This is a genomic window from Bradyrhizobium sp. CCBAU 51745 (genome assembly GCF_028128715.1).
Classification (GTDB): Bacteria; Pseudomonadota; Alphaproteobacteria; order Rhizobiales; family Xanthobacteraceae; genus Bradyrhizobium; species Bradyrhizobium manausense.
The window spans coordinates 153783-180205 of record NZ_LBJP01000092.1; the positions used below are offsets into that span (position 1 = coordinate 153783).

A 26423-nucleotide genomic window follows, 5' to 3' on the forward strand; every position below is an offset into this window, starting at 1 on the left:
CACGACATCAAGTTGTGCATCGCCACCAACCATCAGCCCCGCGCAAGCAAGACCCCGCATTGTAATTCCAATCTGCCAAAGGAGCCCACTACATGAGCCTGTATGGTGTTATGCGCACCGGCGTTTCCGGGATGAACGCGCAGTCCAACAAGCTGTCGACGGTCTCGGACAACATCGCGAACGTCAACACGGTCGGCTACAAACGGGCTTCGACGGAATTCTCCTCGCTGATCTTGAAGAGCGGCTCCGGCAACTACGACTCCGGCGCGGTCGAGACCACGGTCCGCTACGCCATCACCGATCCCGGCAATCTCCAGTTCACGACCTCGACGACGGACCTCGCGGTCCAGGGCAACGGCTTCTTCGTCGTGCAGGATGCGAACGGCAACAACTTCCTCACGCGTGCCGGCTCATTCGTGCCCGACAGCACCGGCAACCTCGTCAACACCGCCGGCTTCCAGTTGATGGGCTACAACATCCAGAACGGCGCCATCCCCAACGTGGCCGCCAATGGCTTCGGTGGCCTCCAGGTCATCAACGTCAACCAGATGGCGTTGCAGGCCTCGCCCTCGACCAAGGCGACCGTGGCTGCCAATCTGGATCCGAGCGCGGCGATCGTCGCTGCTCCGGCGGCGGCTGCTGGTCCGGGCAACTACACGTCGAAGACGTCGATGGTTACCTACGACAACATCGGCAACGCCGTGACGCTCGACGTCTATGCCGCGAAGACCGCTGCGAACACCTGGGACATCGAAGTCTACAACGGCGCAGCCTTGCTGACGGGTGGTCCCTCGGCTGCGACCAGTTTCACCTTCAACGTCACGGCGGCCGGAAAGGGCGCGCTGGCCGCAGCGAGCCCCAAGACGCTCGCGTTCACCGTCCCCGGCGGCTCGGCCTTCACCATGGACCTCTCGGCCATGACCCAGGTTGCCTCCAGCTTCGACTTCAAGGCGACCGTTGATGGCAACGCGCCGTCCGCCGTCGAGAAAGTCAACATCGACAGCAAGGGCGTGGTGAGCGCGGTGCTCAAGAACGGCACGCAGTTGCAGAGCTTCCAGGTTGCACTCGCAACCGTGCCGAGCCCGGATCACATGACGCCGGAGGTCGGCAATGTCTATTCGCCGAACCTTGATTCCGGAAACGTGCAGGTCGGTCTGGCCGGGCAGGGTGGCCTCGGAACCATCCAATCCGGCGCTCTCGAAGACTCCAACGTCGATCTTGCGAGCGAGCTGACCGACATGATCTCGGCGCAGCGCGGCTTCACCGCGAACTCGAAATCGTTCCAGACCGGCGCAGATCTGCTTGACGTCGTCGTCAACCTGAAGCGCTGAGTAGCTCAACGCCGATTCCGGGCCAGAGAACGTTCAAGAGCACGCCATGTCCCTTACCTCAGCCCTCGATTCGGCCCGCAACTCGCTCATGGCGTCGGGCATCCAGTCCTCGACGATCTCGCGCAATATCGCCGGTGCCGGTTCGACCGGCTATTCGCGCAAGATCACCGAGCTGGATAATCTTCCCGGCGCCGGCGTTTACGTCGCGGCGATCCAGCGCGCCGCCTCTTCGGGCCTGTACAGCAACGTCCTGACCGCGACCTCGGCAGCCGCCACGCAGAGCGCGATCTATGCCGGTCTCCAGAAGATCGCCGCTGCCACGGTGGACGATCCGCAGCTCGACCAGTCGCCGACGGCGCAGCTCAACGCGCTGAAGCAGGCGCTGCAGCAATATGCCAACGCGCCCGATAACACCACGTTGGCTCAGGCCGCCGTCACCTCCGCCAAAGACATGGCGACCGCGCTCAACCAGGCGACCGAGACCGTGCAGTCGGTGCGCGAGGGTGCGGACGCCGACATGAAAACGTCGGTCCAGAACATCAACCAGCTGCTCTCCCAGTTCCAGACGGTAAATACGGCGATCGTGAAGGGTACAATCGCCGGAGACGACGTGACTGACTATCTCGACCAGCGCGACAGCATCGTCTCGCAATTGTCGCAGGAGGTCGGCGTCACGATGACGATCCGCACCAACGGCGATGCAGCCCTCTACGCCGACAGCGGCGCGGTGCTGTTCGACAAAACGGCGCGGGCGGTAACTTTCGCTCCCACCACATCGTATTCGGCGAGCATCACGGGTAACGCGGTCTTCATCGACGGCGTGCCGGTGACCGGCGCCAATTCGGTGATGCCGATCAAGTCCGGCAAGCTTTCCGGACTCGCCCGACTGCGCGACAGCGACACGGTCACCTATCAGAGCCAGCTCGACGAAATCGCCCGCGGCCTGATCAATGCTTTCAAGGAAAGTGACCAAACGGCCGCTGCGCTGCCCAACGTTCCCGGTCTCTTCACGTACCCTGGCGCGCCGACGATGCCCGCGAGCGCTACCGTCTCGGTGGGCCTCGCCGGCACGATCTCGGTCGCGGCGTCGGTCGATCCCGCCTTGGGTGGCAACCCGAATCTGCTGCGCGACGGTGCCATCAGCGGGAACCCGGCCTATAACTACAACACTGCGGGCAACGGCGGCTTTTCGGCCCGGCTGCAGCAGCTCATCGGCAACATGGACGCGTCGCAGCCGTTCGATGCGACAACGCAGGGCAAGCCGAACGGCAGCCTGATCGACTACGCATCGTCGTCGACCAGCTGGATCGAGAACCAGCGCAAGGCCGCCAGCGACAGCTCTCAATATCAGAACACGCTGCTGGACCGCAGCACGACGGCGCTGTCGAACGTCAACGGCGTCAACATGGACGATGAGATGTCGTTGATGCTCCAGGTCGAGCGCACCTATTCGGCGTCCTCCAAGATCATTTCGACCGTTGACCAGATGTTGCAAGCCTTGCTAGCCGCCGTGGGGAATCCGTGATGATGAGCGCCAACTACATTTCCACCCTCGTGCTGTCCTCGTCCTTGAGGTATTCGATCACGAACAACCAGGCTGCGCTGAGCAAAGCGTCGACGGAAGCGACCACCGGGCGTTTCGCCGATGTCGGCCTCCAGCTCGGGGCGACGACGGGGGGAGACGTCACCTTGCGGGCGGACCTCAGCTTCGCCGACCAGCTCGTCGATACCAACGGCCTGGTCGGGGGACGCCTGGACGTGACCCAGGACCGCATCACCCAGCTCGGGTCGACCGCTACTGATTTTCTCAAGGACCTGATTGCGGCCCGCAGCACCGATGGTGGCGGCCGGATCATCCTGCCGCCGGCGTCCTCCAATCTCCAGGACCTGATCGGCGCGCTGAACGTCTCCTATAATGGCTCGTTCCTGTTCTCGGGCATCAACACGCAGACCCAGCCGATCACGCCTTACCAGGCCGGCTCGGCCAGCAAGAACAAGGTCGATGCCGATTTCCTTGCGGCCTTCGGCTTCACGCAATCCTCGGCCAGCGTGAACACCATTACGCCGGCCCAGATGCAGACATTCCTCAACGGTCCCTTCGACGCCGAGTTCGCAAGTCCTGCCTGGAACACCAACTGGTCAACGGCCACCGACCAGGTCATGCAAAGCCGCATCTCGACGACGGAGATCGCCGATACATCCGTCAGCGCCAACCAGACCGGTTTTCGCAAGCTCGCCGAGGCTTATACGATGATGGCCGATCTCGGGAATGCGAACCTCGACCAGTCGACGTTCCAGGTGGTCGTGGACAAAGCCATCGGCCTCGTCGGCAGCGCCATCACCGACCTCGCAACGCTGGGCGGCGACATGGGCACGGTCCAGCAGCGGATCACCAACGCGACCGACAAGCTGAAGACTCAGAAGGACATTCTGAACAATCAGATCGTCGGCATAGAGAAGGTCGATCCGACCGAAGCGTCGGTACGCGTCAACACGCTGCAGACCCAGATCCAGACGGCGCTCGCACTGACCTCGCAGCTCCAGAAGATCAGTCTCATCAACTATCTCTGAGCCCGAGCCGCTTACGCTTTCAGTTTCCTGCGCAGAGTATTACGGATGACTTTTGAAGCCTATGAGACGGTCGTTGAAGACAGCGGCTACGAGGCGCGAGGGCGCGAGCGCCAGGCGCTCAGCCTCGGCATCGACCGGCTGGAGCGGCTCCAGCGCGAGTGTTTCAGCCTTGAGGATCAGGTTCAGAGCCTGCTCTATGTCCGGCGGCTATGGACCATCTTCATCGAGGATCTGGCGCATCCCGAGAACGGACTGCCCGAGCAGCTGCGCGCCGACATCATCTCGATCGGTCTGTGGGTCGTCAAGGAAGCCGATCGCCTTCGCGAGGAAAAATCGAACGACGTGACGCAGCTCGTCGAAATCAACCGCCTGATTAGAGACGCGCTCTAATGAAGATCTCCTTGCGAGCGGGCGAACGAGTCTACATCAACGGCGCGGTGTTGCGCGTGGACCGCAAGGTCTCGCTCGAACTCGTCAATGATGTGATGTTCCTGCTGGAAGGGCAGGTGATGCAGGCTGCCGACGCCACCACGGCGATGCGGCAGCTTTATTTCATCGTTCAGCTCATGCTGATGAACCCGACAGATGTTGGCGCCGCCGCCTCGCTCTATGGGCAGCACCACGCGGCCCTGCTTGCCGTTTGCGAGAACCGCGAGATGCTGGACGGGCTCGCCGCGATCGACGAGATGGTCGGCGGAACCCGCTACTTCGAGGCGCTCAAGCGGATCCGGGCGCTGTTCCCTCTCGAGGAGGCGATCCTGGCCGGCACCACCACCAAATCTCCATTCAAGGCTGCCTGACAGCGGAGAGGCCCATGAACGTTCCCAGCGCGACCGATACCACGAGCACCAATTCGACCAGCTCGACCTCGTCCAGCTCGACGCCGTCAAGCAGCGGAGTCGACTACAACACCTTCCTCCAGCTCCTCATCGCCGAGATGAAGAACCAGGATCCGACCAATCCGACGGATACGTCGCAATACATGAGCCAGTTCGCCCAGCTGTCGACGGTCGAGCAGGCCATGCAAACCAACACGAAGCTGGATGCGCTGCTGTCCTCCCAGTCGCTGTCGCAGGCGGACGGGCTGATCGGAAAGAATGTCAGCTTCACCGACTCGACCGGAGCGACGTTCACCGGCAAGGTCGCCTCGATCTCGATCAACAGCAACGGCTCCGTCGCGACCCTCCAGGACGGCACCAAGGTCGCGGTCGGCCCTGGTCTCACGATCAGCAACTAACCATGAACGAGCGGGACGCCCTCGACCTCGTCCAGGCAGCGATCTGGACCATCCTCGTTGCCTGCGGACCCGCCGTCGGCGCGGCGATGCTGGTCGGCATCGTCATCGCGCTGATCCAGGCCCTGACCCAGATCCAGGAGGCGACGCTGACCTTCGTTCCGAAGATCATCGTCATCCTGGTGGTCGTGGCCATCTCCGGCTCCTTCATCGGCGCCCATCTCTCCACCTTCACCGAGATGGTCTATTCGCGGATCGAGCACGGCTTCTGATCCGCCGGCCACCACCCTCGCGTAAGCTTTGCGGGGCAGATTGCAGGGCGGACCCTGCTGCCCGGTGACCTATGGCCGATACGTTAGCTGCTAGCCTGCCGAACCCGCGACGCTTCGGCGCGGACGCCGTCTTCGCTGGCGGTATCGTGACCATGCTCACGATCCTGTTCCTGCCGATCCCTCCCATCCTGATCGACCTCGGCCTCGCTTTTTCGATCGCGCTGGCGGCGCTGATCCTGATGGTTGCGTTGTGGATCCAGCGGCCGCTCGATTTTTCCGCCTTCCCGACCGTGCTCCTCATCGCGACGATCCTGCGGCTCGCACTCAACGTCGCGACCACCCGCCTGATCCTGTCGCGCGGCGGGGAGGGCGAGACCGCTGCCGGCCACGTCGTCGCCGGCTTCTCGAAGTTCGTCATGGGCGGCGACTTCGTCATCGGATTGATCATTTTCGCGATCCTGGTCACGGTGAATTTCGTCGTGATCACCAAGGGCGCAACGCGTATCGCCGAAGTCGGCGCGCGCTTCACCCTGGACGCCATCCCCGGCAAGCAGATGGCGATCGACGCGGACCTCTCTGCAGGCCTGATCGATGACAAGGAAGCCCAACGCCGGCGCCGCGAGCTCGAAGAGGAGAGCTCCTTCTTCGGCGCGATGGACGGTGCCTCGAAATTCGTGCGCGGCGATGCCATCGCCGGCCTGATCATCACGGCGATCAACATCTTCGGCGGCATCATCATCGGCGTCACTCATCACGGTCTGACCCTGTCGCGCGCCGCCGACGTCTACACAAAACTGTCCGTCGGCGACGGTCTGGTCACGCAGATGCCGGCACTGATCGTGTCGCTGTCGGCGGGTCTGCTGGTGTCCAAGGGCGGCACCAGAGGCTCGGCGGAGCAGGCGGTGCTGCGGCAGCTCGGCGGCTATCCACGCGCGGTGTCTGCCGCCTCCTTAATGATGTTCGTGCTTGCCTTGATGCCGGGGCTGCCGATGGCACCGTTCGTGCTTCTGGGCGGCGTCATGGCCTTCGTCGGCTACTCGCTGCCGAAGCGGCAGGCGGCCGCGAAGCAGAAGGAGGATGCGCGCAAGGCCGAAGAGCGCGCCCAGAACGACGCCAAGGAATCGGTCAAGGAATCGCTCAAGACCGCCGAGATCGAGCTGTCGCTCGGCAGCCATCTGTCGGTTCACCTGCTCGGCTCGCGCAACGAGCTTGCCCACCGCGTCGCCAAGATCCGCAAGAAATTCGCCAAGCAGTACGGCTTCGTCATCCCCGAGATCAAGCTGTCGGACAATCTGTCGATCGACCCCAAGGGATACCAGATCCGGATCCACGACACGCGCGTCGCCCATGGCGAGCTCCGCATCGGCGAGGTGATGGTGCTGGTGGACAAGGACGGCAAGCCCGACGTGCCCGGCGACGAGGTGATCGAGCCCGCCTTCGGCATGAAGGCGCTGTGGGTGACGGAAGCCTTCACCGAGGAGGTCAAGCGGCAGGGCTGCAAGCCGGTCGACAATCTGTCGGTGCTCCTCACGCACCTGAGCGAAGTGCTGAGGGCAAATCTGTCGCAGCTGCTGTCCTACAAGGACATGCGCGCACTGCTCGACCGGCTCGAACCCGAATACAAGCGCCTTGTCGACGATCTCTGCCCGTCCCAGATTTCCTATTCCGGCCTGCTGGCGATCCTGAAGATCCTGCTGGGCGAGCGGGTGTCGATCCGGAATCTGCATCTGATCCTCGAGGCGATCGCCGAGATCGCGCCGCATGTCCGGCGGTCCGAGCAGGTTGCCGAGCACGTGCGGATGCGGCTGGCCCAGCAGATCTGCGGCGACCTCTCCGACAACGGCGTGCTCAACGTCCTTCGCCTCGGCAATCGCTGGGATCTCGCCTTCCATCAGAGCCTGAAGCGCGACGCCAAGGGTGACGTCGTCGAGTTCGACGCCGATCCTCGGCTGATCGAGCAGTTCGCGACCGAAGCCAGCGCCGCGGTCCGGAAGTTCACCGAGGACGGCACCAGTGTGGTGCTGGCGGTGACGCCGGAGGCCCGACCCTATGTGCGCATGATTTTGGAGCGGGTGTTCCCGACCCTGCCGATCCTGTCGCATGTCGAGGTCGCCCGCAGCGCCGAGATCCGGGCGCTCGGAGCCATTTCGTGATCATCGGCCTCACTGACCAGGTGCTCGTCACGTTCATCGTGTTCTGCCGTATCGGCGCCTGCCTGATGCTCGTGCCTGGCTATTCCAGCGTGAACGTTCCGCCGCAAATCCGCCTGTTCGTCGCCCTGGTCACGACCTTCGCGCTGGCGCCGATTCTTGTCGCCATCCTGAAGCCGCTCGTCGACGGCGCCTCGCCGCTGACGATGGCGCTGCTGATCGGCACAGAGCTTCTGGTCGGCGGCGTCATCGGTCTCGGCGGGCGTGTGTTCTTCCTCGCGCTCCAGACCATGCTCACCGTGATGGCGAGCGCGATCGGGCTCAGCAGCATCCCGGGCACGCCCGTCGGCGACACCGATCCGGCGCCGCCCGTGGTGCCGCTGATCATGGCCGCCGTCACTACGCTGTTCTTCCTGACCGATCAGCACTGGCAGGTGTTGCGCGGGCTGATGAACTCCTACGACGTCTGGCATCCCGGCGAGAAGCTGACCGGCGAGATGGCGCTGAACCAGCTGGTGAGCCGTCTCGCCGACGCGTTCGTGCTGACGCTGCGGATCACCAGCCCCTTCATCGTCTATTCCGTCATCGTCAATTTCTCGGTGGGTCTCATCAACAAGCTGACCCCGGCGATACCGGTCTATTTCGTCTCGGTGCCATTCGTCCTGTTCGGTGGTTTCCTGCTGCTCTATCTCACCAGCGACGAGCTGCTGGCGCAATTCATGCTGGGCCTGTCGTCATGGCTGCCGGGATGACGGGTCATGGTCTCGCGCGCGGACAAGCTCAGTCGAATCGTCTCGCTGATCAAGCTTCAGCTCCGGCTGTCCGAATGGCAGCTCTCACAATTGCGGCAGCAGGAGCAGACCATGCAGGATGAGCAGGCCTGGCTGGTGGGAACGCTGAACGAAGGCAAAACGCCGGCGGGATCGTCGAGCGATTCGATTGCGCGGCGCCTCAACAAGACCAGCGTCGGCGCTCGCGCCGTGCAGGAACGCGCCGCGATGCAGCTCGACAGGGTGCGCTCGGAAACCCGGCGTGTGAAGCAGCTCGAGGAGGTCGCCAGGGCGGCGCTCGCCGACAAGCTGCGCGCCGCAGAGAAGCGCTCGCTCGAAGACATGATGGGAACACACGCCGCCGCGCGCGATCTGACGCCGCGGCCAACCACCCGGACCAAGACATGATCGTAACACCGACATCCGACCTCGTTCTTGATGTCCTCGACGCCGCCGATCCGGTGACGCAGCGGATGGCGACGGCGAAGCTGGAGTCGCTGAGATCGTCGGGCGCCGATTTCGCTGCGACGATGGATGCGACGACCAGCAAGGCGGCCGATCAATCCGCCGCAAGTTTGACGGAGGCGCAATCGGGCGTGGTGAACGGGCCGCCGGTGCAGGTGATCAAGAAGCCTGGCCCGGACGAGGTCTATCGCAAGTTCGAAGCGTTCATTCTCCAGACCTTCGTCGAGACGATGCTGCCGAAGGAGTCTGACGAAGTATTCGGCAAGGGCACCGCGGGCGGCATCTGGAAATCGATGCTGGCCGAGCAGCTCGGCGCCCAGCTCGCGAAGGGCAAGGGGATCGGAATTGCCAAGCAGCTCGCGGCTGCGCATCCGGCAGGCCCGGAGGCCGCGGGCAAGTCGGACTGATGGATATGGGACCTGGGTGACGAAAGTTGAGGGGTGGATTTGCTATGCAGGTAGAACAAGGCGCGACGGCCCAGGTGATGGAGCAGCCGGTCATTGAGCAACACGTCCTTGACATCGAGGCCGTGACGGAGGCTGCGCCGAGCGACGTTCTGTTGCCCGCGCTCCTGCCTAATGTCGGCAGCGACATGACGCCCGACGACCCTGAGGCGGCGGCGAGGTTGGAGGTGGTGCGGTCCGAAGAGGTCCGCGGATTGCTGGTCGCAATTCGCCGGCTCGAAACCATTGTCGAGGAGGAGACCGCCGCGCTCGCCACCGGACAGAAGGTCGACTTCGACGACTTCAGCGCCCGCAAGAGCCGGAGCATGCTGGAATTCGTCCGCCTGATGCGGGCGCGGATGCATCTCGGCAGCGAAACCGAGATCACCGAGGAAATTCAGCGGCTGCGCGAGAAGCTCGAGCGAAACCGCTCTCTCCTCGAAATGCACTACGACGCCGTGCGTGAGGTCGCGAGCATCATCCTCAGGGCGATCAAGGAAGCCGAATCGGACGGCACGTACACCGGTCGCGCAGCGCAGGACAGAAAATGATCAAGCTGGTGCTGGCCGGGCTCTGGGTATGCATCCTCACCGCGGGCACGAGCTATGGGGTTGCCTATTGGAAGGAAAATGGCAGCCTGCTGCCCGCGAAGGACGAATATCTTGAAGGCCTGCAATACCAGAAGACGCGGGCGCTGAGCGTGCCCATGGTCGAGGGCGGCGCTGTGCAGGGCTACATCGTCGCGCGCTTCGTCTACACAGTTGAGGCGAAGACCATGCACCAGCTGACGGTTCCGCCGGAGCCGTTCGTCGTCGACGAGGCTTTCCGAAGGATCTACGCTGACGACAAGCTCGATTTCAGGAAGCTCGCCCGTTACGATCTCTCCGTGCTCACCTCGGCGATCAAGCAGCGCGTCAACGAGCGGATGCAGGCCGACATCGTCCAGGACGTCCTGGTCGAGGACTTCAACTACGTCTCCAAGGAAGAATTCCAGCAGAAGCCGTAGTGCGCCGGTCCGCGAAACCGCGCAGGCCCGACGACATCCAGGCCGTCAAAAACAACCGGCCCCTGCGCGAGCTTCCCGCAGGGGCCGGTGGTCGTTTGCGAGCCGGCTTGCCGCGTCAGTTGCCGGCCGGGTAGGCCGCAGGCGCGGCATGAGCCCGGTTCAGGAGGATGCCGACCTCGTCGAGCTCCTGCATCGGCTCGTCGATCGTCTCATTGGCCGGGATGTTGAGCCGGTATCCGACATAGCGGCGGGCCACGATCGCGTCGAAACCGAGGCGGTCGCGGAGCTTCTTGCGTAGCTTGCTGACGTGACTTTCGATCACGCTCTCGTCGAATGTGGATTCAAAGATGCCGTAGACCGCGTTGAAGATCTGCGTCTTGGTGATCCATTTGCCGTGGTTGCTGACCATATATTCGAGGATGCGCAGCTCGCGGCGCGGCAGCGTCAGGGCGTGGCCCGCGATTTCGGGGTCACGTCCGTTGAAGAAGACCTGGATCCTGGTCTCGCAGGGCCTCGGCAACTCTCCGACCCGGCGGCGAGCGATCGCGGCCGTTCGGGCGAGGATCTCACGCAGATGGATCGGCACGTGGACGACGTCGTCCACACCGGATTCGAACAGCTCCAGCGTATTCTTGAGCATCTTTTGGCCGCTCATGGCGATGATCGGAGCCGTAGACCGCTTGCGCATCGCCCGCGGCAGGCTTCCGCGGGCATCGCAGTCCCCCAGAAGGAAGGCATCGACGGCTGCAAGGTCCGATTCACTCGCGGATTGCAGCCAGTCCCAGAATTCTCCGGAGGAGAAGCCGATCGACGATACGCCTTCGCGAACGAGCCCTCCTACGTAGCTGTTCGTGACGCTCTCGCGATCATCAACGATAATATACATCAGTCTTTCGCCCCTGTTTCGCACTTGCTGTAGCCGGGAGGTTTGTTGTGATGCCCCGGTTCGGCAGCCATGCTGTTTGACGATATTCCCTCCCGCGAACCGTTATTGTGGTCTCGATATTCGCGGGCAGCCCTACGCATTCAGTGCCCACATGTGTGGGCCTGCTACTTCGACTCGATACTGAACGCTTACTGCGTGAAGCCCGGCGGGTGTCTTACAGATCACCTTGCGGGGCGGATTGAGATAGCGACGTAGTACAGCTGCGTTACGTTGCTCATCGCGTCCGAACGCCACTGAACTCTGTCGATCTCCTCGCCAACGGGCGAGAATCACTTAAGACAGACCGTAACAATTGCCGATTTCCGATCAAGCGTGCGGAACAAAGCGTTTGCTACGTGTGCTTGATGCTGTTGGTTTGTTTCCAGTTGTCTCTTTGTATGTCCGAACGCATCAGTTGATTTGAAATTCGAACCAGTTTTGCACCTTAGCGGTTATAAAGTTCCTATGCCCGTACAAATAAAGCCGTTTTGAGTCGTGTCACTGAGCCGTCATACGGGGGATTTTCAACCCGGGATTGACTCCTCTGGCCGGGTACTCACGTGCGACAATTCGACTCATGTATGGCGGCGAGACTCCAGCTTGGCAAAATCTTGGCGAGTGTGTGTCTTTCGAGTCGCACTTTTGAATCACGCATGATGCGCCAGACTCGCCTGTGCTTCATGCGCGACGAAAAAGTTCTGATGCGCACGTTTCAGGCAAGCTTCGCCAACTAGCTTCGTTCGACAGATCAAAACGAACGGAGCATTTTCAAATGTTGTCCGATGGAAAAACGCGTCCCGCTGAAGCTGCGGATTTGACCGCAGCTGCGAAGCTTGCTCCGGACACACGCGACACCAAGCCCAATAATAACACGCGCACGGCCAAGCCCGCGGCAGGCGCGAAGCCTGCATCATTGTCGAACGACGAAGCCGCAGCGAAAGAGGCGCTCGAGGGATTGAAGCGCATTCGTGCCAAGGCGCGCCTCGACAAGATGGCGATACCAAAGCCTGCGCCTGCCGTCATCAAGCCGGCGATGATCGTAGCCAAGCCGCCGCCGCAGCGCCCCGCTTGGGTCGTTCCGCTCGCGACATTGGCGATTGCCGCCATCCTGGTGGTCTGCGCGTGCACCGGCGTCATTGCCTATCTCACCACGCAGCCGGGCCAGACCAATGCCACGGCCAATGCGGAGATCAGGAATCTGCGCGAAACGGTCGCCCAGCTCCGCAAGCAATTGTCCGGCGTATCAGAGAATCTCGATGGCCTGCGCACCGCGGTCGATCAATCAAGCAAGGCAACCAGCGATCGTTTCGGTCGGTTTGCCGAAAATCTGGATCGTATCGAGCGAGTCAGTTCGTCTTCGACGGCGAAGCTCGACAGGCTCGCCCAGGCCCAAATCCAGGCGCCGGTGCAAGTCGCCGCGCAGCCGTCGCCGGCGATGCCGGTGATGGCGTCGGTGGCCGCGCCGGAGACCACGGGCTCGGTGGCTCCGGTCGAGCGCAGCTCGGCGCCGCGCAAAGTGGTCAAGGGCTGGTCGGTTCGCCAGGCCTATGAGGGCATCGCGATCCTGCAGGGCCCGAACGGTGTCGTCGAGGCCGTGCTCGGGCAGCAGGTGCCGAATCTCGGTCGGATCGAGGAGATCAGGAACGAGAACGGCCGTCTCGTCGTGGAAACCAGCGGCGGCGGTGTCATCTATTCAGCGCGCAAGTGAGCGGCGGAGGCTTCTATTGTCGGTGATGCTCGAAGCTGGTGCATAGCAGCTCGATCTCGGCCTCCGCGATCGGCGCACGAAACAGCCGGCAGGTGAACTCGACCGTCGACTTGTTCTCGGAAGCTGTGCGATCCTCCCGCAGGAAGATGCATCGCTTGCAGATGTCGGTGTGGTGCCGCTGTTCGGCGGCATCCGCCTGATCGAGCACGTGACGCAACGTGTCGCGGAAGCGAAGCTTGCTGTCATCATCGAGAATGGCGAAGGCATCGACCAGGCCGTTGACCGGATCGCGGGCCAGAAACTTCTTGCCTTGCTGCGTCACGCTAAGCATGACCGAGCGCTTGTCCTTGGAGGAGCGGGTTCGCTCCACATAACCGAGGCGTTCGAGCTCGCCGATGATGAAGGAGGCGGTGCCGCGCGTCGTGCCGACATAGCTTGCCAGCGCCGACGGCGTCCGTGAGAACCGATTCGCACGGAAGAGGAAGCGCAGCGCCATCCACTCGCGATCCCGCATGCCATGCTTGGTGCCTTCGAACCACAGGATCCGCGCCACCTGTCCCAACAATTCGATTGCTTCGCGAGCCAAATTCATTTCGATGCCAGATAGGATCAAGCTTTGTTCAATTGAGCGTTCGGGGGCGCAATCGCTGCGGGTTCGGAATGAAGCCGTCTAGCGTTGCTTCGCGCGAGACCAAAGGAACATGCCGCGCTTGGAAGACGCCTCTCCGTTCTGGAGATGGAACATTCGGGAGTGGAACTAGAGCGTCACAAAGAAAGTTCGAGTAAACTGCAAAGCTCAACTGATCCGAAAATTTCAGTCAAATGGTGCGAGCTTGCGTGCAAATGTCGGACGCTATGCAGTGCTTGGGCAACATGATGTGTCAATGCGGCCACGATGGAGCCTGTTTGTTGCGGCAAACCGTTTCGAGTTGCGCGAAGCCACGCATGATCGGCAACGCGTGATGGCGCAGCGGAAGGCGGGAGAACCCTTTTTTCGGTTAATGGATGTTGCGACGCAACGCGGCTACACGGTTAAATCAGTCACATCATCAGATCAGGGACTGCAGCTTGATCTATCCGGAACGCGCCGCATGGCTTCCATGCCGACTTTCGCGGCAGCTATCGCAAGGACGCGGCGGACGACGCCTGGGCGCAGGCGCAAGCCTGGTTCAAGAAATATGGCGTTCTGAGCTGAGGCCGCGCCACAGCGCATCGAGGCCGTGCCGATAGGTCGGATAGGCCAGCGCGACGTCGAGCTCGCGCTTCAATTTCGCATTGGAGACGCGGGCGCTGCTGGCATAGAAGCTGCGCGCCATCGCCGACATCTCGGCGGTCGCAAACGCTTCTTCGGCCGGCGGCGCGATGCCCATCAGCTGAGCGGCATAGGTGATCACGTCTTGCGGCGGTGCGGGCTCGTCGTCGCAGACGTTCCAGGTGCCGCCGCTGTTGTGGGTGATCGCGGCCATGATGGCGCTCGCGATGTCGTCGACATGGATGCGGTTGAAAACCTGGCCGGGCTTGATGATGCGGCGGGCGGTGCCGCCACGCAGCGTCACCAGCGCGTTGCGGCCGGGACCGTAGATGCCGGCAAGGCGCAGGATCGCAACATCGCCGTGCGCCGTCTCGGTCCAGGCCTGCTCCGCCGCGACGCGCAGCCGGGCGCGATCGAGGGAAGACTGCGGCGGCGTGCTCTCGTCGACCCATCCCCCGGCATGATCGCCATAGACGCCGATGGTGGAGAGATAGACGACCTTGCGGCGGCCTGTTGCCAGCACATCGCCGAGCGCTGCGAGCGCGGGATCGCCGCTGCTGTCAGGCGGGATCGAGATCAGGAGAACATCGGCATCGCGGATGCGATTGACGGTCGCATCAGCCGGGCGGCTGCCGGAAAAGGCATGCAGCTCGACGCCGGCGAGATCGTCCCGCGTGGTGGGATCGCGCACGGTGCCGGCGACATGCGAGAAGCTGCCGCCGAACCTGCGGACGAAATGCCGGGCGCTATAGCCGAGGCCAAGAATGAAGAGCCGCATGCGTCTTCCCGTGCCGGGTCCGAGTTCCGTTCGCGCGAGCCGGCGCGTCCTCGCTCATAAGAGATCAAAACCGCAAAACAACCCCATGCATAGTACATCACGCCGGCGTGAGGGTTGCCCTCAGTGCACCCGGTGGCTCGCCCTATCGTCCTCGGCCTGCTCGACAATCTGTGCGATCGGGCTCGACTGGTGATGCACCATGCGCCAGTCGTCGCCGACGCGGCGAAAATGGTTGGCGGCAGCCAGCGCGGTTCCGTCGACGATCTCGATGCAGAGCACGCGGGCGCTGTCGCCGTCGACGATCGCCTGCGGTTCGGCGCAGACGATCTGCGGCCTCTCAGGATTTTGCAGGATGTCGCGCCAGCTGCCGATGACAGTGGCATGGCCGACGATCGCGGGCCAGCCGGGATGAATGCAGGAGATGGCGTCGTCGTCCGCCCACATCCGCTTCATGCTGTCAAAATCGCCCGTCGAAAAGGCGGCGTAAAAAGCCGCGTTCGCGGCGATGACCTTGCTGTCCTTTGCCATCTCTCTCGGGTGGGGCAATGGAAGGCAAAAATCAAGCGCGACTTCAGTCCGACTTTGAACGCAGTGCAGCATCGCTGCCCAGTTTCTGGTCATGCCGAAACGAGCATCTCTACCGCGCGCCGCGCACCTTCCGCGTAGAGGCGCCCAAGCGCTACGGTCACCGCCTCGCGCAGCCGCGGCTCGGCGCCAAGCGGCCCAAACACCTTCGTGACGCCGAGCAATGCAGGCGCAAGCCGTTCGGCGACGGGACCGGCCTCGCGCGCCAGCGCCGCCAGCTCGGCCGCGAAGGGATCGCGCACGTCGATGGCGCGGCCCTGCTCGTCAGATGCGGTGACGTAGCGCATCCAGCCAGCCACCGCGAGCGCATGGGTCGCGATCGGCAGGTTCATGGCGAGACGATCCTGCATCGTCCCGAGCAGGCGCTGCGGCAGTTTTTGCGAGCCGTCCATCGCGATCTGCCAGGTGCGGTGATGCAACGCCGGATTGGCAAAACGCTGGAGCAGGGAGGCGCGATAGGCGGCAAGATCGGTGCCTTCAGGCATCGTCAACGTCACCGCGGCCTCTTCCATCACCCGTGCGGCGAGGCGCGCGAAATGCGGATCCTGCATGGTGTCGGCGATGGTCTCGTACCCGGCGAGGTAGCCGAGATAGGCGAGCGCTGAATGGCTGGCATTGAGCAGCCGCAGCTTCATCAGCTCGAACGGCTTGACGTCGCTGACAAGCTCGACACCTGCCGCGGCGAGATCGGGCCTTCCCGAGGCAAAGCGATCCTCGACCACCCATTGCGTGAAGGGCTCTGTCATCACAGGCCAGGCGTCACGCATTCCGAGCACTGCTGCGACCCCATCACGATCGGCACGGGTGGTTTCGGGCACGATGCGGTCGACCATGGTGCAGGGGAAAGTGGCGTTAGCGGCGATCCACTTGCCAAGCTCCTCTGAGCGGAGCGCGGCGAATTGCGTCACGATCCGCTGCACGGTGTGACCGTTGGCGGCGAGATTGTCGCAGCACAGCACGGTGAAGGGCGCAATCCCCTGCGCCCGCCGCCGCGCCAGCGCCGCCACGATGAAGCCCGGCGCCGAGCGCGGCGCGTCGATATCGTTGAGGTCGTGCACGACATCGGGGTGTCGCTCGTCAAGATCGCCTGACTGCGGCGTGTGGCAATAGCCCTTTTCGGTCACCGTCAGCGAGACGATGCGAATGGCGGGATCAGCCATCCGTTCGACCAGCGCAGCCGGCTTCTCGCGCGCGACGACGCTGTCCAGCAATGCCCCGATGACACGATGCTCGGTGCCCTCGGCGGCGCGCACGGCGACCGTGTAGAGATGATCCTGCGGGGCGAGAGCATCGCGCGTATCGGGGCTGCGCAGGCTCGCGCCGACGATGCCCCAGGATGTGGGGCCTGCGGCCAGGCAATCGTCGATGGCGACAGCCTGATGCGCACGATGAAACGCGCCGAGACCGAGATGCACGATGCCTGGCGTGATCAGGGAACGGTCATAGGCCGGGCGGCGGATGGCCGCTGGCAACAGGTCGAGATGGGCGTGACCAAGCCGCATGGTCGTCTCCCTGGGTTTAGCCCGTTGCTTGACATGGCGGCCGTATCGGGTCAATTGGTAAGGCCAATTATCCAAAGTGGACGTGGCCGCCGGCAGCAATCCATCCGGCGAGACCGTTCGGGGAGGCCGGCGTGCCGCTGGAAGCTGTGGAGGCGAGACGGCTTTATCGCCAGGTCGCCGATCAATTGCGAAGCCTGATCGACAGCGGCGAGTACGCCGTCGGCAGCCGCTTGCCGACCGAGCGCGAGCTCGCCGAGCAGCTCAAGATTTCGCGGCCGACGGTGCGCGAAGCCCTGATCGCCCTCGAAGTGGAGGGACGCGTTCGCATTCGCGTCGGCTCCGGCATCTATGTAACAGAGCCCGTCGACGCTGCGCCGGTGTCCTCGGCCGTCCTCGAGGGGCCGTTCGAGCTGCTGCGCGCCCGTGAATTCCTGGAAAGCGCCATCGCGGAGCAGGCCGCCCGCGTGGCGACCAGCGACGATGTCGCGCGCATCGACGCGGCCCTTGTCGCGATGGCTGAGGTCGAGCATCCCAGCGAAGCTTCGATGGTCCATGACCGCGCCTTCCACATCGCGATCGCCGGATGCCTCGGCAACGCCGTGCTGGTGCGCGTCGTCGGCGAGCTGTTCGACCAGCGCCTCAATCCCTATTTCACGCAGCTTGCGCATTATTTCGAAAACCCCGGCACCTGGCTCGCCGCGCTGAGCGAGCATCGCGCCGTGCGCGACGCCATCGCGGCGCGCCGGCCAATGTCGGCTCACGACGCCATGCGCGATCACCTCGCGCATTCGCAGGAGCGCTTTGCGCAGAGCTTTGGCGCCGAGACATCAGCAGGCGCGCCGGGGGCGCGGAAGCGGACGGCGCGATCCGGAGATCAGCCGGCGAAGCCAAAACGATCCTCTGGCGTGCAAGCCAAAGGCGGCAGCGCGGGGCGACGATGAGATTGGACCGCTCGTCTCGTTGTTAGGGCGGGTGAACGAAGCTGCAGACACAATGGGATTTTACCGATGACCTCGACCGCTCTCGCCGCAACCCTGTTCGGACCCGAAGATCTGCGCATGATCGAGCATCCGCTCGACAAGCTCGCTGACGGAATGGTGCGCATCCGCTTCGGCGCCGGCGGCATCTGCGGCTCTGACATGCATTACTTCCGCCATGCCCGCACCGGCGATTTCGTGGTGAAGTCGCCGCTGGTGCTCGGTCACGAGATCTCGGGCGAGGTTGTGGAGATCGCGGGTATGCCTGCGAACCTGAAGGTCGGCGACCGCGTTGCCGTCAATCCGTCGCGCTGGTGCGGTCACTGCGTCGCCTGCCGCGAGGGGCGGCAGAACCTCTGCGAAAATATCTACTTCATGGGTTCGGCCTCGAAGACGCCGCACATGCAGGGCGGCTTTGCCAACTATTTCGACGCGATCCCGGCGCAATGCGTGAAGATTCCCGACCACGTCTCCTATCAGGCCGCGGCGCTCGCCGAGCCGCTCGCCGTTTGCCTGCACGCCGTCGCGCGCGCCGGCAACATCCAGGGCAAGCGCGGCATCATCTTTGGCGCCGGCCCGATCGGGCTTCTGACCATGCTGGCCGCGCGCCGCGCCGGCATGACCGATATCACGGTGGCCGATATCGCGCCGGCGCCGCTGGCGTTCGCGACCAGGCTCGGTGCGTCCCATGTCGAGAACGTCTCGGGCGGCGAGGAGGGCCTGAAGGCGCAGGCGGCGTCGCGTCCCTATGACGTCGCGTTCGAAGTCTCGGGCACTGCCGCGGGCCTTGCCAGCGCCATCGGCATCGTCAGGCGCGGTGGCGTGGTGGTGCAGATCGGCAATCTGCCGGGCGGCCAGATCCCGACGCCGTCGAATGCGGTGATGGCCAAGGAGATCGACCTGCGCGGCTCGTTCCGCTTCGGGCTGGAATTCATGACCGCGGTGGAACTGATCGGCGCGGGCAGCGTCGACGTGCTGGCGCTGGTCACCGCCGAGCGACCACTGTCGACCGCGCCCGACGCGCTGCGGCTGGCGCTCGACCGTTCGCAGAGCGTCAAGGTCGTGCTGACTGCGAACTGAATCTCGTTTTGACGCGTTTTCTTCACGCGAACCGGTGCCCACTCGAAAACGCTTTAGGAGAATGTCGATGATGCGCGAGGGATGGCGCTGGTACGGGCCAAACGATCCCGTGTCGCTGGACGATGTCAGGCAGGCCGGCGCAAGCGATATCGTATCGGCGTTGCATCAGGTGCCGATCGGCGAGGCCTGGACGCGCCGGGCGGTCGAGGAGCGCAAGAGCTTCATCGAGGACGGCCAGCCCGGCCGCTCGCCATTGACCTGGTCGGTGGTGGAATCGATCCCGATTCCCGATGACGTCAAGCGGCTCGGGGCTAAGGCGACCAAATCCATCGACGCCTGGATCGCGAGCCTGGAGGCGGTGGCCGCCTCTGGCATCAAGATCATCTGCTACAATTTCATGCCCGTGGTCGACTGGTGCCGCACCGATCTCGAATGGGAGCTGCCGAACGGCGCCCGCGCCCTGCGCTTCGATCAGGACCGGTTTGCGGCGTTCGAACTGCATATCCTGCAGCGCCCGGCAGCACTGCGGGAATATTCGCCCGAACAGCAGGCGCGCGCAAAGGCGCGGTTCGACAAGATGAGCCAGGCCGACATCGACTATCTCATCATGGCGATCGCCAGCGCGCTGCCGGGCTCGACCACCGAGCCGCTGACCATCCCGCAATTTCGCGACAAGCTGGATGCCTATCGCGATATCACGCCAAAGATGCTGCGGCAGCATCTCGTCGAGTTTCTCGAGCGCGTCGCGCCGGTCGCCGAGCAGCTCGGCGTCTCGCTGACGCTGCACCCGGACGATCCGCCGCGGCCGCTGTTCGGCCTGCCGCGCATCGCCTCCACGGCAGAGGATTACCAAGCGCTGTTCGATGCCGTGCCCTCAAAGGCGAACGGCATCTGCCTGTGCACAGGCTCGCTCGGCGTGCGCCCTGAGAACGATCTGCCTGCCATGGCCGAACGCTTCGGCCCGCGCATCGCCTTTGCCCATCTGCGCGCGACCAGGCGCGAAGCCGACGGCTTGTCCTTCCACGAGTCCGATCATCTCGACGGCGACGTCGACATGATCGCGGTGCTGAAGGCGCTGCTGAAGGAGAACGCACGACGCTCGCCGGACCAGCGCATCGTATTCCGTCCCGATCACGGCCATCGCATGCTGGACGATCTCGCCGCCACCAAGCGCACCAATCCCGGCTACACCGCAATCGGCCGCCTCCGCGGTCTCGCCGAGCTGCGTGGCGCCATCCGGGCGATCGGGCATCGGTGAACTCTTCGCCTCTCCCCGCGTGCGGGAGAGGCCGGAATGCGCGCTGAAAGCGCTGATTGCGGGTGAGGGGACTCTCCGCGGGTCCATCTCTGACGGTGATTGCGGAAGTAGCCCCTCGCCCCACCCTCTCAGGGCGAGCGCAGCTCGTCCCGGCCCCGTAGGAACGGGAATAGGGAGAATGTAGGCCGTGTACCCATAAGCCCGGCGATTTGATGCGACGAAAGCAATGTCCGCTTTGCCCCTATAGCGACCAAGTTCGTGCGGCAGCGCAGTATGTCGCGATGGGCCAAAGGCAGACATAGACCCGAGAGATATCAGATAAAGCCTTCGATGTACTCTCGCACCGCCCTTGTGTCGCCAGCCGCGGCAGCACAGATGCCAAATGCATGGATTTCATGAGGCAATGCGGTTAATTCCTTGAGAGTGCCAAAGGAACGGAGCCCAACGCCCTATGCTATCGCAGGATGTCCGTTGAGGAGCGGTGAATGGACCTCCGGCAGATGCTTCTGCCCATGCCACGTTGGATGCGATAGCAAGCTGCGAACTTACATGCGAAGGGCCCAGTGGCTGCCGACATCATTGACGCAAAGCAACAATCAGCGTCCAGCAAGTCATAAAGATTAGAATTAGAGAACCCACCGTCCAGAGTGTTGCGCGCGTATCGTGAGTCCTTGCCGTGAAATATGCGGCGAAATGCAATAGCCGCGAGACCACGTAACCGTACAGCAGCCATTGCGTGAGCGCTATTGATGGCTCGGTCAAGATGAAGAGGAATCCAGCGACTAGGAAAAACGGCAGATTTTCGAGATCGTTCAGCTGAATTCGCCGGATGCGGTCCACATATTCATTTGGTGCTAGTTGTTCTGAGTTTGGATGTGGGTTGAGGATGGTCTTCTTGATGTCCTCGGGTGAGCGAAATCCGCCTCTTACTTGCATCATCCGAACAACCGTCAACCACGACATCGTGAGAGCTTTGAGAACCATGATGGAGGCAGCGATCGCATAGGTACGAAAAAGCGGATCGTGAAAGCTGAGCTTGTCCATATCGCATCGCCTTCGTTTTGCTCGGTCATTCAACCACACAGAAGCGGGGAGCGGCTAGGCCCCAAAGTCCGCTTCGGGTGAGGAGCGCCGTTTCGACGGTTGGCCCTTGCTTCTGGTCCAATCCGATAAGCTGACAATTGAAGACGCCGCCCAAACTTCGCATTCGGGCCAAGAGCCGACCTGTGCGTCAGCGACAAATTGGGTAGGTGCGCCACCGTCGGCGAACTCAGGGAATAAGCGGCGCTGGCAGCGGCCCCGTTGGCAGTGGGACAAATTGATTCTGCTGCCCCCGGGCCATCGCCAGGATTATCAAGATGATTGCAATGACCGCGAGAAGTTTGACCATCGATCGAATTCTGCTGAAAACTTGTTCGTACGTCCAAGTTCTTGGCTTTGCGCTGCGTCGTAAAAGCAATCGTCCGCGACCAGATCAATACATGCATGCTGAAGAAATCAGCACCGTAAACATGTCCACGTCGAACTCTTTCTCCAGGCTCAGACCGAACCGCTCCAGCCATTTTGCCTGAGCCAGGTAGGCCGTGTTCTCCCGCGCCTGGGGGCAATCGAATTTGAGCTTTCCCAGATTCTGAAGGTGATGAACCATTTCATGGACCAGGACCGATTGGTCCGCCGGCGAAGTCGAGTCCCAATCGTCAGGAAGCAGGATCGTACTCCTATGGTTGTCGTAGAGTGCGACGACCTCGCGCTGAGCGGCTTGCCCATCGTTTCCCATGAAGCTTTGCGAAGACGCAAGGTCCCTTGCACGTAACCTCGCAAGCTCCATCCTTGATGCAAATTCAATGGCAGGACGATCTTTGTTGGCTGGGAGGTCAAAATTTGACGAGAGCCAAGTTACAATCTCTTCCAACAGGTCTTCCGAAGGTTGAACCGCGTCAGAATGCAACAAGACCGAACGCGACCCGGTGGACGCGCTGCCCTCCAAAGCATATTCGCAATGACCTCCTGAGGATGTCGCCAACGTGAGAGAGGCAACTACAGCGACCATAAGAAATTCTTTGAACATGACCCTCTCCTAGAGGCTGTTCGGAATACGGACGCTCTTCCAATACCCTTAGTCAGCAGTTGAATGGCTGAATCATAGCATTCGCTTGCCGACGCCATTGTGAACCCATTCACACCAGAGAAGCCACAACGCCGGTCACCGAGTATGCTGGTGAGCGGCGCGGGTGGTACCTCGCCGGGATACAAACAGACCGCCCATCGTAGTGACAGTGAGCACGCCTATCGCCGATTGCCGAGCTAGGATGAACGAAAGATGGTTGGTTCGATGGATGGGTTCGAGGTGACGAAGTCGATCTCACCGCGCGTGATACCAATGTCCATAAGCTCGCTATCCGTCAGGCAACACAGCTGCATTCGCAGCCTCTCGCGTTTGCGCCACTCACAAAACGCATCCCAATATGCTTCGAGGGGGCTGTAATACTGCCGCCTTGCAGTTGCCGGTCCAAACTCAGTGGTCCCGTGGATCGTGCTCATCGCGGTGTGTCCAAGTTGGGCTGTTTCACCAAACTAAAGCTGCCTGCACATCCGCTGGCGCGCTTAACAGGTGGCTTACATTCTCCTTACCGGCAGCTTATTCTTTGCGCTCCTGAGGCTTCAGAGGTGACCTCGAAAAGGAATGGCAGCTTGCGTTATCTCTTTGATGACTACGCCTTGGACACTGACCGACGCGAACTGCACCGCGCAACGGACGTGATTGTTGTCACACCTCAGGTGTTCGATCTGCTTGACTACCTGATCCGAAACAGGGAGCGGGTCGTCAGCAAAGACGACCTCACCAACGCCGTTTGGAACGGACGTATCGTTTCCGATGCCGCCCTGACGACCCGCCTGAATGCCGCTCGGAGCGCAATTGGCGACACGGGCGAGAAGCAGCGCCTAATAAAAACATTGCCTCGCAAAGGCTTCCGCTTTGTTGGCGCCGTTCGGGAAGTCCCGAGACGCACTGTTGACCCTCTCGGTTCGGCAGTGCAGCGCAGCGATACGATGTCAAGCTCATCTACGGCGCCGCGTTTATCCATTGTTGTGCTGCCGTTCGCCAACCTGAGCGGCGAGCGCGAGCAGGACTATTTTGTCGATGGCGTAACCGAGAGTTTGACCACCGACTTGTCGCGAATTAGCGGCTCATTCGTGATTGGACGGCACACAGCATTCACCTACAAGGGGAAAGCGGTCGACCTGAAACGGATCGGGCGGGAGTTGAACGTCCGCTACGTGCTGCAAGGCTCGGTGCAGCGGGGTGGCAACCGGGTTCGCGTGAACGTGCGGTTGGTTGACGCCGAGACCACCAATCACCTTTGGGCCGAACGCTTCGATAAGCCAGTCGCGGATCTTTTTGATATGCAGGACGAAATTGTATCGAGGCTCGCCAACAGCTTGAATGCGCAGCTTATTGAGGTTGAGGCGCGGCGAGCAGATCGCGCGCTGCATCCAGATGCGATGGATTTGTATTTCCAAGGCATGGCTTGCTTAAACAAGGGAAGGATTCCCGAGTATCTTGCCCAAGCGCGCAGTTTTCTTGAACGCGCCTTGGCGCTCGATCCCAAAAATGTCGAGGCGCTGGTCGCGTTGGCAAATATTGACCTGAATAGTGGTGCATTCTATTTGACAGATGATCCGGCCGCACGGTTCGCGGCGGCTGAGACGGCCTTGATCAAGGCTCTGTCATTGGCCCCACAGCACGCGCGGGCCCACCGGCATCTTGGACACGTCAAGATTTTCACCAACCGCGCGGCTCAAGGCCTTGCTGAATGCGAGCAGGCATTGGCACTGGATCGAAACTTGGCCAGCGCACACGGGTCCATCGGTATGGCTAAGTATTTTCTTGGTTGCGGCGCTGAGACCGAGGCCCATATCCAGAACGCACTCCGCCTCAGTCCTCGCGATACGGACGCTTTTATTTGGATGATAATCGCCGGCCACGCTAAGCTACAGCTCGGCGCCGACGAGGAAGCGGTCGCGCGGTTCCGTCGCTCAATGGACATCAACCGAAATCATCCCCGTGTAAACTTCTATCTCGCCGCCGCCTTGGCGCTGCTCGGCTCGCTCGATGAGGCAAAGGCCGCTGTGCAGGCAGGACTTATGCTTGACCCAAACTTTACCCTCCGCACCCTCCGCCGCTTCAACGCCCATGCAGCCAGCAACAATCCAACCTTCATCGCCGGAGGCAAGCGCGTCTACGAGGGCATGCGCATGGCGGGGGTGCCGGAAGGGTGATGTCGGAGATGGGTCACTTTCGGCGGTTTTGGCAGAGGTTGCGGGCTGGTTGATGTCCGCTCCTTTCCGTAAGCGTCGGGCCAGCGGCGTTGCGGTTGGCCGGACTGCCGTGATTCAAGCTCCCGAACTGGAGCCTGAATCATGCGCAACGAACTCGTCGAATTCGTCAGCCGCGTCGCGCCGGTGGCCGGGCCGCCTCCGCGGTTTCGCCCAGCTGCGTGGCGCCATCCGGGCGATCATGCATTAAAGACGGTTGCGCCTGCCGCCATAGCGGGCGTTATTGCGCTTCTCAACGTGAGAAGTGAAATCCCATGCGCGTCTTTTCTGCCGCCCTTGCCACCGAGACGAACACCTTTGCGCCGATGCCGACGGGCGTGTCGGCGTTTCATGAGCGCGCCTACTATCCCGCGGGAAAGCATCCCGATGCGATGCAGATGCACGGCGGCCCGCTCTGGGCCGCGCGGGAGGTCGGGCCGTCGCGGGGCTGGACGCTGATCGAGGGTCTGGTGGCGGCAGCCGTGCCGAACGGCATCGTGACGCGCACAGCCTATGAAAGTCTCCGCGACCAGCTGCTCGGGGATCTCAAGGCGGCGCTTCCCGTCGACATGGTCCTGCTCGGCATGCACGGCGCCATGGTCGCCGACGGCTATGACGATTGCGAAGGCGACCTCCTGGCGCGCGTCCGGCAGATCGTGGGACCGGATACGGTGGTCGGCGGGACGCTCGACCCGCACACCCATCTCAGCGACGCGATGGTCGGCAATGCCAACCTCCTGATCTGCTGGAAGGAATATCCGCACACGGACATCCTGGAGCGGGCGCGGGAGCTCGTCGAATTCTGCACGGCGCTGGCCGAGCAGCGCCTCGAGCTGCGCGTCGCTGTTATCGACACCGGGATGATCGCGCCGCTGCACACCACGCGCGAGCCGGGCAAGAGTTTCGTGAACCGCGTGCGCGCACTCGAGGGCAAGGACGGCATCGTCTCCATCTCCGTCGTGCACGGCTTTGCATCGGGCGACGTGCCTGACATGGGCACCAAGATGCTGGTCTATAGCGATGCCGCCGCCGATCCGGACGGCGCACGGGGACAAGACGTGGCGCAGCGCCTGGCGCGCGAGCTGTGCGACCTGCGCGGGGCGCTGAGCGAGCGACCGGTCGGGATCGATGCCGCGATCGACGCCGCGCTCGCCGCTGATGGCACGGTGGTGCTCGGCGATGGCAGCGACAATCCGGGCGGCGGCGCACCCGGCGATTCGACCTATATCCTGCGGAGGCTCATCGATCGCAAGGTCGCGAGCGCCTGTCTCGGGCCATTGTGGGATCCCGGTGCGGTGCGGATCGCCTTCGATGCCGGCGTCGGCGCGCGCATCGCCTTGCGCATCGGCGGCAAGATCGGGCCATTGTCGGGAGATCCTGTCGACGCCGTCTGGGAGATCCGCGCGATCAAGCCGGACATGGTCATGACGGGACTTGCGGGGACGCCGGCGAAGCTCGGCGACTGCGCCCTGATTGCCTCTGACGGCGTCGAGGTCGTGCTCTCGACCTTCCGCTGCCAGACCTTCGGTGTCGACGTCTTCACCCAGCTCGGGCTCGATCCCGCGCAGCGCAAGATCGCCGTCGTCAAGTCATCGCAGCATTTCCGCGCGTCGTTCGAGCCGATCGCCACGCGCGTCATCATGGTCGACGCGCCCGGCGTCGTGGCCCGCGACATCACTTCGCTGCCATACCGCAAGATCCGCCGCCCGAAATGGCCGCTGGATGCGAGCTGACGGCCGGTCATTAAAGCGTGAAATTAGGTTTGGTCGGCGGGTCCGTGTTTCACCTCTCCAAAGCGG

The 26423-nt window shown here is 62.7% G+C and carries 27 protein-coding genes and 1 pseudogene; 20 read left to right on the forward strand and 8 right to left on the reverse strand.

What is annotated here, in order from left to right:
* Positions 1-92 precede the first annotated feature (92 nt).
* From XH98_RS35275 to XH98_RS35335, 13 genes are all read left to right on the forward strand, one after another.
* Positions 93-1331, forward strand: coding sequence for a flagellar hook protein FlgE (locus XH98_RS35275; RefSeq protein WP_271598264.1), 1239 nt, complete (start codon positions 93-95; stop codon positions 1329-1331).
* Positions 1332-1377: 46 nt separating this feature from the next.
* A complete protein-coding gene (gene flgK, locus XH98_RS35280) occupies positions 1378-2856 on the forward strand; it encodes a flagellar hook-associated protein FlgK (RefSeq protein WP_271598265.1) in 1479 nt (492 codons plus the stop codon).
* Positions 2856-3902 carry a flagellar hook-associated family protein gene (locus XH98_RS35285; protein ID WP_271598266.1) on the forward strand — a complete coding sequence of 349 codons (1047 nt, stop codon included), beginning with the start codon at positions 2856-2858 and terminating at the stop codon, positions 3900-3902. Before flgK ends, XH98_RS35285 begins: the two co-directional genes overlap by 1 nt.
* Positions 3903-3947: 45 nt before the next feature.
* A complete protein-coding gene (gene flaF, locus XH98_RS35290) occupies positions 3948-4292 on the forward strand; it encodes a flagellar biosynthesis regulator FlaF (protein ID WP_271598267.1) in 345 nt (114 codons plus the stop codon).
* Positions 4292-4702: a flagellar biosynthesis repressor FlbT gene (flbT, locus tag XH98_RS35295; RefSeq protein WP_057742891.1), complete on the forward strand. Its 411-nt coding sequence runs from the start codon at positions 4292-4294 to the stop codon at positions 4700-4702. The genes flaF and flbT overlap by 1 nt, the downstream gene beginning before the upstream one ends.
* 14 nt (positions 4703-4716) lie before the next feature.
* Complete coding sequence (gene flgD, locus XH98_RS35300) at positions 4717-5139, forward strand: flagellar hook assembly protein FlgD (RefSeq protein WP_057742893.1); 423 nt, start codon at positions 4717-4719, stop codon at positions 5137-5139.
* Positions 5140-5141: 2 nt separating this feature from the next.
* Positions 5142-5408 (forward strand): flagellar biosynthesis protein FliQ, encoded by a 267-nt coding sequence (fliQ, locus tag XH98_RS35305; RefSeq protein ID WP_220004841.1) that lies wholly within the window; start codon positions 5142-5144, stop codon positions 5406-5408.
* Positions 5409-5479: 71 nt separating this feature from the next.
* Positions 5480-7561 (forward strand): flagellar biosynthesis protein FlhA, encoded by a 2082-nt coding sequence (gene flhA, locus XH98_RS35310; RefSeq protein ID WP_271598268.1) that lies wholly within the window; start codon positions 5480-5482, stop codon positions 7559-7561.
* Positions 7558-8310: a flagellar biosynthesis protein FliR gene (gene fliR, locus XH98_RS35315; RefSeq protein ID WP_271598269.1), complete on the forward strand. Its 753-nt coding sequence runs from the start codon at positions 7558-7560 to the stop codon at positions 8308-8310. The genes flhA and fliR overlap by 4 nt, the downstream gene beginning before the upstream one ends.
* Before the next feature lie 6 nt (positions 8311-8316).
* Positions 8317-8736, forward strand: a complete 420-nt coding sequence (locus XH98_RS35320; protein WP_271598270.1) for a hypothetical protein — start codon at positions 8317-8319, stop codon at positions 8734-8736.
* The gene (locus XH98_RS35325) at positions 8733-9200 is read left to right on the forward strand and encodes a rod-binding protein (protein ID WP_271621297.1); all 468 of its coding nucleotides are present in this window, start codon (positions 8733-8735) and stop codon (positions 9198-9200) included. The genes XH98_RS35320 and XH98_RS35325 overlap by 4 nt, the downstream gene beginning before the upstream one ends.
* 44 nt (positions 9201-9244) lie before the next feature.
* Entirely contained in the window at positions 9245-9787 is a 543-nt protein-coding gene (locus tag XH98_RS35330) for a flagellar biosynthesis protein FlgN (RefSeq protein WP_271621298.1), read from the forward strand.
* Positions 9784-10242, forward strand: a complete 459-nt coding sequence (locus tag XH98_RS35335) for a hypothetical protein (RefSeq protein ID WP_220004835.1) — start codon at positions 9784-9786, stop codon at positions 10240-10242. The genes XH98_RS35330 and XH98_RS35335 overlap by 4 nt, the downstream gene beginning before the upstream one ends.
* Positions 10243-10357: 115 nt before the next feature.
* On the opposite strand, the gene XH98_RS35340 is transcribed toward XH98_RS35335, so the two are convergent.
* A complete protein-coding gene (locus tag XH98_RS35340) occupies positions 10358-11128 on the reverse strand; it encodes a response regulator transcription factor (protein ID WP_220004834.1) in 771 nt (256 codons plus the stop codon).
* Between the two features lie 811 nt (positions 11129-11939).
* Here XH98_RS35340 and XH98_RS35345 point away from each other — a divergent pair.
* Entirely contained in the window at positions 11940-12875 is a 936-nt protein-coding gene (locus XH98_RS35345) for a hypothetical protein (RefSeq protein WP_271598273.1), read from the forward strand.
* 13 nt (positions 12876-12888) lie between these two features.
* Here the strand turns inward: XH98_RS35345 and XH98_RS35350 are convergent, their stop codons facing one another.
* A complete protein-coding gene (locus XH98_RS35350) occupies positions 12889-13467 on the reverse strand; it encodes a MarR family winged helix-turn-helix transcriptional regulator (RefSeq protein ID WP_271598274.1) in 579 nt (192 codons plus the stop codon).
* A 492-nt stretch (positions 13468-13959) separates the two neighbouring features.
* On the opposite strand from XH98_RS35350, the pseudogene XH98_RS35355 reads away from it, so the two are divergent.
* Positions 13960-14070 (forward strand): annotated as a pseudogene (locus tag XH98_RS35355) (dienelactone hydrolase family protein); the annotation flags it as partial.
* Here XH98_RS35355 and XH98_RS35360 read toward each other — a convergent pair.
* The 3 genes from XH98_RS35360 to XH98_RS35370 form a co-directional block, all read right to left on the reverse strand.
* A complete protein-coding gene (locus XH98_RS35360) occupies positions 14045-14905 on the reverse strand; it encodes an SDR family oxidoreductase (RefSeq protein WP_271621299.1) in 861 nt (286 codons plus the stop codon). The pseudogene XH98_RS35355 and the gene XH98_RS35360 overlap by 26 nt on opposite strands.
* A gap of 120 nt (positions 14906-15025) precedes the next feature.
* A complete protein-coding gene (locus tag XH98_RS35365) occupies positions 15026-15433 on the reverse strand; it encodes a nuclear transport factor 2 family protein (RefSeq protein WP_220004830.1) in 408 nt (135 codons plus the stop codon).
* Positions 15434-15522: 89 nt separating this feature from the next.
* A complete protein-coding gene (locus XH98_RS35370) occupies positions 15523-16992 on the reverse strand; it encodes a mannitol dehydrogenase family protein (RefSeq protein WP_271621300.1) in 1470 nt (489 codons plus the stop codon).
* 131 nt (positions 16993-17123) lie between these two features.
* On the opposite strand from XH98_RS35370, the gene XH98_RS35375 reads away from it, so the two are divergent.
* From XH98_RS35375 to uxuA, 3 genes are all read left to right on the forward strand, one after another.
* On the forward strand, positions 17124-17933 hold the full coding sequence (locus XH98_RS35375) for a FadR/GntR family transcriptional regulator (RefSeq protein ID WP_220004828.1): 810 nt from the start codon (positions 17124-17126) through the stop codon (positions 17931-17933).
* Between the two features lie 66 nt (positions 17934-17999).
* A complete protein-coding gene (locus XH98_RS35380) occupies positions 18000-19049 on the forward strand; it encodes an L-idonate 5-dehydrogenase (RefSeq protein WP_271621301.1) in 1050 nt (349 codons plus the stop codon).
* Positions 19050-19116: 67 nt separating this feature from the next.
* Positions 19117-20307, forward strand: coding sequence for a mannonate dehydratase (uxuA, locus tag XH98_RS35385; RefSeq protein WP_271598277.1), 1191 nt, complete (start codon positions 19117-19119; stop codon positions 20305-20307).
* Positions 20308-20883: 576 nt separating this feature from the next.
* Here uxuA and XH98_RS35390 read toward each other — a convergent pair.
* The 3 genes from XH98_RS35390 to XH98_RS35400 all read right to left on the reverse strand — a co-directional run bounded on the left by XH98_RS35390 (position 20884) and on the right by XH98_RS35400 (position 22848).
* The gene (locus tag XH98_RS35390; RefSeq protein ID WP_220004825.1) at positions 20884-21351 is read right to left on the reverse strand and encodes an MAPEG family protein; all 468 of its coding nucleotides are present in this window, start codon (positions 21349-21351) and stop codon (positions 20884-20886) included.
* A gap of 430 nt (positions 21352-21781) precedes the next feature.
* Positions 21782-22375 carry a DUF6647 family protein gene (locus tag XH98_RS35395; RefSeq protein ID WP_271602359.1) on the reverse strand — a complete coding sequence of 198 codons (594 nt, stop codon included), beginning with the start codon at positions 22373-22375 and terminating at the stop codon, positions 21782-21784.
* Positions 22376-22611: 236 nt separating this feature from the next.
* Positions 22612-22848 (reverse strand): DUF1127 domain-containing protein, encoded by a 237-nt coding sequence (locus tag XH98_RS35400; protein WP_271602360.1) that lies wholly within the window; start codon positions 22846-22848, stop codon positions 22612-22614.
* Positions 22849-22998: 150 nt separating this feature from the next.
* On the opposite strand from XH98_RS35400, the gene XH98_RS35405 reads away from it, so the two are divergent.
* Together XH98_RS35405 and XH98_RS35410 are read left to right on the forward strand one after the other, a co-directional pair.
* A complete protein-coding gene (locus XH98_RS35405) occupies positions 22999-24588 on the forward strand; it encodes a winged helix-turn-helix domain-containing tetratricopeptide repeat protein (protein WP_271621302.1) in 1590 nt (529 codons plus the stop codon).
* Positions 24589-24899: 311 nt separating this feature from the next.
* The gene (locus XH98_RS35410) at positions 24900-26357 is read left to right on the forward strand and encodes a M81 family metallopeptidase (RefSeq protein WP_271621303.1); all 1458 of its coding nucleotides are present in this window, start codon (positions 24900-24902) and stop codon (positions 26355-26357) included.
* Positions 26358-26423 lie beyond the last annotated feature (66 nt).

What these genes read in the sequence shown, in the direction of transcription:
- XH98_RS35275 (WP_271598264.1), top strand. Translation starts at nt 93, where the DNA reads ATGAGCCTGTATGGTGTTATGCGCACCGGCGTTTCCGGGATGAACGCG.
- flgK (WP_271598265.1), top strand. Translation starts at nt 1,378, where the DNA reads ATGTCCCTTACCTCAGCCCTCGATTCGGCCCGCAACTCGCTCATGGCG.
- XH98_RS35285 (WP_271598266.1), top strand. Translation starts at nt 2,856, where the DNA reads ATGATGAGCGCCAACTACATTTCCACCCTCGTGCTGTCCTCGTCCTTG.
- flaF (WP_271598267.1), top strand. Translation starts at nt 3,948, where the DNA reads ATGACTTTTGAAGCCTATGAGACGGTCGTTGAAGACAGCGGCTACGAG.
- flbT (WP_057742891.1), top strand. Translation starts at nt 4,292, where the DNA reads ATGAAGATCTCCTTGCGAGCGGGCGAACGAGTCTACATCAACGGCGCG.
- flgD (WP_057742893.1), top strand. Translation starts at nt 4,717, where the DNA reads ATGAACGTTCCCAGCGCGACCGATACCACGAGCACCAATTCGACCAGC.
- fliQ (WP_220004841.1), top strand. Translation starts at nt 5,142, where the DNA reads ATGAACGAGCGGGACGCCCTCGACCTCGTCCAGGCAGCGATCTGGACC.
- flhA (WP_271598268.1), top strand. Translation starts at nt 5,480, where the DNA reads ATGGCCGATACGTTAGCTGCTAGCCTGCCGAACCCGCGACGCTTCGGC.
- XH98_RS35320 (WP_271598270.1), top strand. Translation starts at nt 8,317, where the DNA reads ATGGTCTCGCGCGCGGACAAGCTCAGTCGAATCGTCTCGCTGATCAAG.
- XH98_RS35325 (WP_271621297.1), top strand. Translation starts at nt 8,733, where the DNA reads ATGATCGTAACACCGACATCCGACCTCGTTCTTGATGTCCTCGACGCC.
- XH98_RS35330 (WP_271621298.1), top strand. Translation starts at nt 9,245, where the DNA reads ATGCAGGTAGAACAAGGCGCGACGGCCCAGGTGATGGAGCAGCCGGTC.
- XH98_RS35335 (WP_220004835.1), top strand. Translation starts at nt 9,784, where the DNA reads ATGATCAAGCTGGTGCTGGCCGGGCTCTGGGTATGCATCCTCACCGCG.
- XH98_RS35340 (WP_220004834.1), bottom strand. Translation starts at nt 11,128, where the DNA reads ATGTATATTATCGTTGATGATCGCGAGAGCGTCACGAACAGCTACGTA.
- XH98_RS35345 (WP_271598273.1), top strand. Translation starts at nt 11,940, where the DNA reads ATGTTGTCCGATGGAAAAACGCGTCCCGCTGAAGCTGCGGATTTGACC.
- XH98_RS35350 (WP_271598274.1), bottom strand. Translation starts at nt 13,467, where the DNA reads ATGAATTTGGCTCGCGAAGCAATCGAATTGTTGGGACAGGTGGCGCGG.
- XH98_RS35360 (WP_271621299.1), bottom strand. Translation starts at nt 14,905, where the DNA reads ATGCGGCTCTTCATTCTTGGCCTCGGCTATAGCGCCCGGCATTTCGTC.
- XH98_RS35365 (WP_220004830.1), bottom strand. Translation starts at nt 15,433, where the DNA reads ATGGCAAAGGACAGCAAGGTCATCGCCGCGAACGCGGCTTTTTACGCC.
- XH98_RS35370 (WP_271621300.1), bottom strand. Translation starts at nt 16,992, where the DNA reads ATGCGGCTTGGTCACGCCCATCTCGACCTGTTGCCAGCGGCCATCCGC.
- XH98_RS35380 (WP_271621301.1), top strand. Translation starts at nt 18,000, where the DNA reads ATGACCTCGACCGCTCTCGCCGCAACCCTGTTCGGACCCGAAGATCTG.
- uxuA (WP_271598277.1), top strand. Translation starts at nt 19,117, where the DNA reads ATGATGCGCGAGGGATGGCGCTGGTACGGGCCAAACGATCCCGTGTCG.
- XH98_RS35390 (WP_220004825.1), bottom strand. Translation starts at nt 21,351, where the DNA reads ATGGACAAGCTCAGCTTTCACGATCCGCTTTTTCGTACCTATGCGATC.
- XH98_RS35395 (WP_271602359.1), bottom strand. Translation starts at nt 22,375, where the DNA reads ATGTTCAAAGAATTTCTTATGGTCGCTGTAGTTGCCTCTCTCACGTTG.
- XH98_RS35400 (WP_271602360.1), bottom strand. Translation starts at nt 22,848, where the DNA reads ATGAGCACGATCCACGGGACCACTGAGTTTGGACCGGCAACTGCAAGG.
- XH98_RS35410 (WP_271621303.1), top strand. Translation starts at nt 24,900, where the DNA reads ATGCGCGTCTTTTCTGCCGCCCTTGCCACCGAGACGAACACCTTTGCG.